3 protein-coding genes are annotated in these 6,125 nt (G+C 64.1%); 2 read left to right on the forward strand and 1 reads right to left on the reverse strand.

All coding sequences use genetic code 11. The features are described 5' to 3' along the window. Nucleotides 1-254 precede the first annotated feature (254 nt). A complete protein-coding gene (locus tag ACWIE7_RS18060) occupies nt 255-986 on the reverse strand; it encodes a hypothetical protein (RefSeq protein ID WP_454070173.1) in 732 nt (243 codons plus the stop codon). A gap of 841 nt (nt 987-1,827) precedes the next feature. Here ACWIE7_RS18060 and ACWIE7_RS18065 point away from each other — a divergent pair. Then, nucleotides 1,828-3,366: an Ig-like domain repeat protein gene (locus tag ACWIE7_RS18065; protein ID WP_454070174.1), complete on the forward strand. Its 1,539-nt coding sequence runs from the start codon at nt 1,828-1,830 to the stop codon at nt 3,364-3,366. A gap of 726 nt (nt 3,367-4,092) precedes the next feature. After that, on the forward strand, nt 4,093-6,125 hold a 2,033-nt coding region (locus ACWIE7_RS18070), incomplete at its 3' end, for an Ig-like domain-containing protein (protein WP_454070175.1).

The raw sequence follows: 6,125 nt of genomic DNA on the forward strand, positions 1-6,125 counted from the left end.
GACGAGTCCGACGAGCTCAAGGCGCAGATCCTCGAGGACCTGGCCGGGCGGCTGGCCAAGTTCAAGATGCCGCGCACCATCGACGTGGTGGATGAGCTGCCGCGGCAGGCCAACGGCAAGCTGGTCAAGCGGACGCTGAAGGATCCGTACTGGGCGGACGCGAAATAGAACGTACGTTTCGAGCCCCTGACGCTCTCCGCGAGGAGGGAGTCAGGGGCTCGAGTCGTTCCGGGGCCGGGCTGGCCTCTACCTGGTCAGCTGAGGCCGATCAGCTGGCCGATGTCGATGCCGTTGATGATGTCGGAGCTGAAGGTGGCCGGGTCGCTCGAGATGCCGCCCGCGGCGGTGGATCCGGAGGTCACGGAGCCTAGCCCGAGGCCATCAAGGCTGCCAGTGACGGACTCGGCTGCGTTGGGCTGGCGGATGGTCACGCAGGTGTTGATGGGATTGACAACCTGGCGACCGTTTGCGAGGGCGAGAGTTGTGCCTGCTCCGGTGTTGAGCTTGTCGCCGACCTTGGCATTGTCAGGGACCCGGTAGGTGGTCTCGAGCGTGACGTAGGCGCCGCCGGCGGTAGTCCAGCCAGAGCTTTCCCTGTAGACCGAGTTGTTCGCCGCATTGACGCGTACGTCGTCAGAGACGTTGCTCCAAGACTGTGACCCGAGCAACTTCCACACGCTCTCCCGGGCACCGAGCAGAACGAAGCCCTCAGGGTGGAAGTCATCGATTCGGGTGACGAGGGCTCCTGGGCCGCTCACTGTAGTTCGAAAAGTGACGGTGCCGCCCGGAGCGGCGGTGCCGTTCCCGACAACCTCCTTCTTAAGGGTGTAGTTCACGGCAACTGGGCGGACCTTCACCTCCTGGCTGGTCCTGCACTCCGACGAGTTGTCTTGGGCAGACGCGGTGGCGGTGCCGATAGTCAGGCCGGACAGGGCCATCAGTGCGGCGGCGCCCAGGGCGACCATCTTCCTACGGTTCTCGGACATTCATCGATCCTCTCGACGTGGCTTACGGGTGGCTCGGCGTTGGCTGCGACAGCTGTGGCAGGACTGCAGGTGGGTGCGGCGTGGTCTTGCAACCTGGTTGGTTGGGCAACTCTCGTCGGGCTGAGAGTCAGTTGAGTGGCCTAGAATCCCTCCGTGATGTGTAGTAGATCACTTTGGGCGTAAGCGCAACCTTACATTAAGGTCGTGCATCGGTGTGACTCATACATAGGGCGCCCGGGATGACGGTCGTTGATGGATCGTGTTCGCTGATGAGGGTGGTTGGGGAGGGCTGGACGCTACGCCCTTCAGGGCCTGAGTATGACTGGCCGCGACCAGCGAAGGGCCGGCCGGTTTCGGGGTCAATTGTTAACTGCAGGCCCGGGCGGACTGGTCACGCTCGAGCCGGCAAGGCCTTCTTCTGGGCCTACGTGCTCAATATGCGAAGCCGCGCCAGCTTCTTTGGACGCCTGGTCAACTTCAGGCCACTGGCAAGCCGACGGGTCGCGGCGACTGGCTGGGGGCGGGCTGGTCAAATGGAGCACTCAAGGGTGGCCACCTCTCCTGTGGCGAGGGGCGGTGCGCGTGACCGCGTTCTCCTCAGTGGCGCGTGTCTAGTTCTTTACCTGAGCGTTCTCGGCGTCTCATGTGACTGGTGGTGTTTGAGGTATTGGTGCAGGTATCCGCCGTGCGCGTCCACTTCGGGTCCGACATGAACGCGCGTTTGGTAAGACTTTTATTTTTATCTCAGCACCGCTACTGTTGGCCAAGTCACACCACGGGTCGTGTCACGTCGACGATTGGTAGTCGACCACGCCGGGGGCTGTGGGCACCAGGAGAGTTCATGAGGAATCAAACGATTCGTCGGGCGGTCGCCGCGGCGAGCGCGACGGCGATGGCGGGCGCGGCGCTCGTCGTGGGAGGCGCGGGGGCCGCGTCGGCGGCGGAAGCCGTCAAACCAGGCACGGTCAGCGGGAGCGCTGGGAATAAGCTCGAGTTCAAGCGGACCATCAGCAGCGGCGAAGTCACCTATGGAGAAACGGTGACCATCACGTCTGAGATCGTGGACAGTAAGGGTGTTACGTGGTGGGCAAACACCCATTCCTGGATTGAGAACAACACGGAGCCCTGTCTTCAGTACGTCCCGGGATCAGCGAAGTGGCGTGCGTGGCCCAGCGAGTCGTTCGAGACCCCGTCAACGAAGCCAGGCGAGTTCAAGCCGTCCGAGAACGTTATTCGAGCGCAGTTCCCCGCCGTAGTTTCTGACCCTCTAGTTCTCAAGGCCGACTACGTCGTGCTCTGTGATGCGGGTGACGCAGTAGCGACAGGGGGAATGTCCTGGAAGGGCACATACGGTAGCAGCGGCAGCGAATACCGGAGCTTCGGCCCGACGATCAAGGTCAACCGAGCCACGGTCAGTGACTTCTTCTTCGCGGCACCGGTCTCGCCCGAAGTCGGGAAGATCACCGAACTTGTGGTAACCACCAGCGCGCCGGAGGGATCGCGAGTCACGTTCGACGTGGAGGGTAAGACGCTCAGTGGGACCGTAACCGGTGGAAAGGCGACCGCGAGCTGGACCCCTGCCTCTGCTGGCAGCAAGCAGATCGTCGCTACCTTCGCGGGCACGCCCACTCACGCGGGCAAGACCGAGACGCGAACTGTGAATGTGGCGGCTCAGGTTTTTGATTCTACGACGACACTGACTGCGCCGTCCGACGCCCAGCATGGTGTCAAGTCCCAGCTTTCTGCGACGGTGGCGCCGACAGCGGCAGCTGGCGGACGAGTGGAATTCCTCGAGGATGGCAAGGTTGTCGGAGGCGGTATGGTTTCGTCCAGCGGTTCCGTCACTATCGACTGGTATCCGTCGAAGGCTGGAAACGTGACGATCGATGCACGGTACCTAGGCAACGATGCAGTTCGCTCGTCTCAGGCTATTGGGCAGAACGTGACCGTTGCCGCTGCCGACGTCGCCAAGGAAAGCTCCACGACCACTTTGGACGAGGTCTCCATGACTCAGGTTGGCCAGTCCATTGCGCTCCGGGCCGTAGTTGATCCGGCATACGCCGGCGGTACCGTCTCATTCTTCGACGGGGCCGAATTGATCGGCGACATCCAGGTTGACGCCAGTGGCGTTGCAACTCTCACCGGTTGGAAGCCATCCACGTCGGGAGAGCGCACGGTCACCGCACACTACTCAGGCACTCCGACTGTTCATCCCTCGCAGGACTCAGTCCAGGTGGTTATCACTTCGTCGACTGATGCGCCCGAGGAGCCGAACCCGGGTGGGCCGAGCGGCGGCACGGGAAGTCTCGGTTCGTTGACCGAAAACCTTGGTGGCGGCGACGGCGGCAGCAGTGGTTCGCTGAGCTTTCTCGGGAGCTGACGGCCGCAGTCAGGGCTGACGGCCCATGAGTGCTCCTCGGCCTTCGTCAACGAGGGCGAGGAGCACTCATGAATCTGGACTTAGTGCACCAACGCCGGTCTGACTGTCCGGCGCTCCGCGACACGGGGAAGAGATATGAAAACTTCGGGCTCACCACTGCGCAGGATATTCACATTGGCGGCCGCTGCGGTCCTCGGCGCGACAGGGATCGTGACGCTTCAGGCGCAGGGGGCATCAGCGGCGACGGCGAACTGGTCTGGAAATAATTTCACTATCGAGCGGACGGTGAGCGATCCGACGCCCACGGTCGGTGAGACAATTGAGATCCGGACGCAGCTCCGTCGGGACCACACCTACTTGCTGTATATGGTGCGAGATTTAACTCCAACCTGTCTCCAATACGTCCCCGGGTCTGCCCGCTGGCAGGCCACCGGTGGTGGGGTCGAGTCGGAGGCTAGTAAACCGGGCGAGTTTGAATCCAACGCGAGTCGAATAAAATGGGAAAAGGTAGGCGGTGTCACACCAACGCCCTATTGGATCACGGCACAATACGTGGTCAACTGTGCGCCGGGGCTGGTTCCCACCGGCGGCACGGAGTTTCATCGATTCGGCCTTGGGGCTAATGACCTCGGCAACCCGAATATGGGCCCCTCCATTAACGTCCAGAAGATCACACCCTCTGTCGAACTCAAGGTAGCTCCGGCCCGTGTCGAGGTGGGCCAACCGGTGAACCTCACCGTCAACACTAAGAAGGTGGCGGACGGGCAGACCGTCACGCTGCTGGTCAACGGCGCGCCGGCCGACGTCGCCTCCGCCACCGTCAGCGAAAATAGCGCGACCTTCCCCGACTGGCGGCCCACCGCGACAGGTACCTACTCGTTGGCTGTGCGGTATGGGGGCAGCGATACGGTCGCTGAGACCACTTCTGCACCGGTCAACGTCGTCGTCGACAAGATCACGACATCGGTTGCCCTTCAGGTCGGAAGCCCCACGCACACCGGAACACCCGTACCGCTCACCGCCACCACCACCGGTATCCCCGACGGGGAGCAGGTCGAGTTCCATGTAGAAGGTATGGAGCCTGAGGGGGTGAACGTCGTGGGCGGCACCGCCTACTACAACGGCTGGATCCCCGCCGCGGAAGGCGACTACAACGTCTCGGTCAGATACGCCGGCACGGCCACCCGTGCCAGCGCCGCAACGCTCGGCCAGATGGTCAACGTGTCCACCCCGGTCCAGGCCACCAGCACCACCCTGGACGTGGACCCCCTACCCATCGCCGAGCGCTCCACGCGACTCACCGCAACAGTCACCGGCGGCCGGGACGGTGATTCGGTTCGGTTCGAGAACAACGGTGCGCACCTGGGCACCGTCCAGCTCAATGGCGGCGTGGCCACCTACGATTGGGCCGTCCCCTTCGGCCAGGCCGCGCAGGACTACAGCCTGACTGCCCACTACCTCGGGTCCACGGGCTACGGCACGTCCGCCTCGGTGGCCGAGACCGGCACGATCGGCAAGCGGATCGCCACTGTCTCCGAGGTCACCGCCACCCCGGCGACGGTCGCGGTCGATACGGAGGTGAACCTCCGCGCCACCATTACCGGCGGCCAGCAGGGCGCCCAGGTCCAGTTCCGAGACGCCCAGGACCAGCTACTGTGCCAGGTGCAACTCGGCACCGGCAGCACGGCCAGTTGCAACTGGACTCCCCGGGCCACCGGCGTGTTCAACGTGATTGCCCACTACCCGGGCACGACCACAACTACTGAGGCCTCATCCCCGTCGGCGACCGGCATCACCGTGGCACCCAAGCAGTCCTCGATCGAGCTGACCGGGCCGACCTCGGTGAGCGTCGGCAATGCCGAGACATACACCGCGACGGTGAACGGAATCGCCAACGATGAAAACGTCACCTTCGCGATCGAAGGTGAGCAGGACCGCACGGTGCAGGTAGCCAACGGCCAGGCCGCCATTCAATGGAGCCCGTCGGCCACCGGCACCTATGAGATCCGTGCGTCCTACGCGGGGTCCGGCACCGTGAACTCCTCGACCTCGGACGTCCTCACCGTGGAGGTCGGACTCGCCCCCACACAGACGTCCACCGTTACCGCCTCGTCGGAGCCGGTAACCGGCGCACCGGTGACACTTTCAGCCACCGTCACCGGCGGCACGCTCGGGACCGACGTGGTATTCCGCGACGGCACCAACCACCTGTGTACCGCGCAAGTCGGTGCCGACGGCACCGCGACGTGCGAGTGGATCCCGGACCAGATCGGCGCCGTCAACGTCGCCGCGCATTACGCGGGCAACCACGCCACCGCGGCCTCGCAGTCGTCGAACCCCACCACGGTCACCGTCGGGCAGGGCACCGTCGCCATGCCGGGCGACCTCGTCGTGACCCCGTCCGCCCCCGACGCCGGCCAGAGCGTGATCGTCTCCGGTACCGCCCCCGCCGGCGCCACCGTGAAGGTCTACACCACCGACTACGCGCAGCAGTGTAGTGCTACCGCCACGGCGGCCGGCACCTTCACCTGCGACCTCGGCCCGCTGCCGGCGGGAACCACCACGATCAGCGCCGCCGCGACACTCAATGATGTGCCCTCGCAGATCGCCACGACCACCGTCACCGTCGACAAGGTCACCCCGGTTCTCACCTTGACCGGCCCCGCGTCGGTGAAGCCGGGGCAGACTGTGACGCTGGATCTAGTCACCAAGGGCATCGCCGACGGTCAGTCCGTGGCAATCCTGGTAAATGATGAGGA

The organism is Dietzia sp. NPDC055343 (genome assembly GCF_053645265.1).

What these genes read in the sequence shown, in the direction of transcription:
- ACWIE7_RS18065 (WP_454070174.1), top strand. Translation starts at nt 1,828, where the DNA reads ATGAGGAATCAAACGATTCGTCGGGCGGTCGCCGCGGCGAGCGCGACG.
- ACWIE7_RS18060 (WP_454070173.1), bottom strand. Translation starts at nt 986, where the DNA reads ATGTCCGAGAACCGTAGGAAGATGGTCGCCCTGGGCGCCGCCGCACTG.